Raw genomic sequence first — 1208 nt, 5'->3', positions numbered from 1 at the left:
CCCAGCTGATGGCGATGGTGTTGACGATGAACGCCATCGGCGCCGGGGCCGAGGCCGAGGTGCTGCTGTGCGGTCCGGCCGGGGACATCGCGCTGAAAGAGGCGCCCGCAAGCGCCACCGAAGGCCAGCCGCCCAAGGGGGCAAGCCCGCAGGGCCTGCTGAAGACGATGATCGAAAAGAACGGCCTGAAGGTGCAGGTCTGCGCGATCTATCTGCCCGGCAAGGGCGCGGATGCCAGCATCCTGATGGACGGCGTCACCGCCGCCGCCCCCGATGCGATGGGCGCGGCAATCGTGGCGCCGAACACCACGGTCATGAGCTTCTGATCGCCCCAAAGCCATCGGCGGCGCGCCTGCCGGCCGATGCGGCAAAAACCCGCAGGCCCCGCAAGGAAATCGTAACGGGGCCTGTGCCATAGAAGGGTTTTGCGCCTGCCGGCGTCGGACCGGATCGCGCGGGCCAAACGAAACGTGTCAAAGTGATTGCTCAAATTGTCGTGATCCGTGCTAGGCTGCGGGTGAAGACGCGGAAAGGCGAAGGGGGGAATGTGATGAAGCCGAGGGTTGCAGCACTGCTGGCCGCCATGGTTCTGGCATGCGCCGGGCCTGCCATTGCCCAGAATTCGTCGCAGCCCCCGGCCCAGGCGCGCGGGGTCACCACCGATCATTCCAAGCTGAAACCCCTGATGCGCGACTTTGCCTCGGGCCCCGAGGTGACGGCGGCCTGTCTGTCGTGTCATACCGAGGCCGGCAATCAGGTGATGCACACGACCCATTTCACCTGGGATTTCACCAATCCCGCCACCGATCAGCTGCTGGGCAAGCGCAATGTGCTGAATTCCTTTTGCGGCAATGTCGCCACGAATGAGGTGCGCTGCACATCGTGCCACACAGGCTACGGCTGGGAAGACACCCGCGTCGCAGCGCCTGCCGATCCGACGGCGGTGGATTGCCTGGCCTGCCATGACCGGTCGGGGCAATATACCAAGCAGGACAATCTGGCCGGTCACCCGCCGCTGGACCCGGTGGCACCCGGTGCCAAGACCATCACCGGCGCGGATGCCTGGGCGGTGGATCTGACCCGGGCGGCGCAATCGGTCGGCCTGCCGGGGCGGGACAATTGCGGCAATTGCCATTTCTACGGCGGCGGCGGCGACAATGTGAAACACGGCGATCTCAGCTCGGCGCTGTTTAATCCCGCGCTATCGG

Annotated in this window: 1 protein-coding gene and 1 pseudogene; both read left to right on the top strand. The window is 65.6% G+C overall.

Features of this window, described 5'->3' with window-relative positions; all coding sequences use genetic code 11:
* Positions 1-326: hypothetical protein (locus tag MXB90_RS17690; protein WP_250046723.1), on the top strand; the 326-nt coding region annotated here is incomplete at its 5' end.
* 224 nt (positions 327-550) lie between these two features.
* Positions 551-1208 (top strand): annotated as a pseudogene (locus tag MXB90_RS17685) (hypothetical protein); the annotation flags it as partial.

Source organism: Phaeovulum molybdatiresistens (assembly GCF_023544865.1).
Lineage (GTDB): Bacteria > Pseudomonadota > Alphaproteobacteria > Rhodobacterales > Rhodobacteraceae > Pontitalea.
The sequence above is the reverse complement of the archived record's forward strand: the minus strand, read 5'-3'. Positions and strand labels throughout refer to the sequence as shown.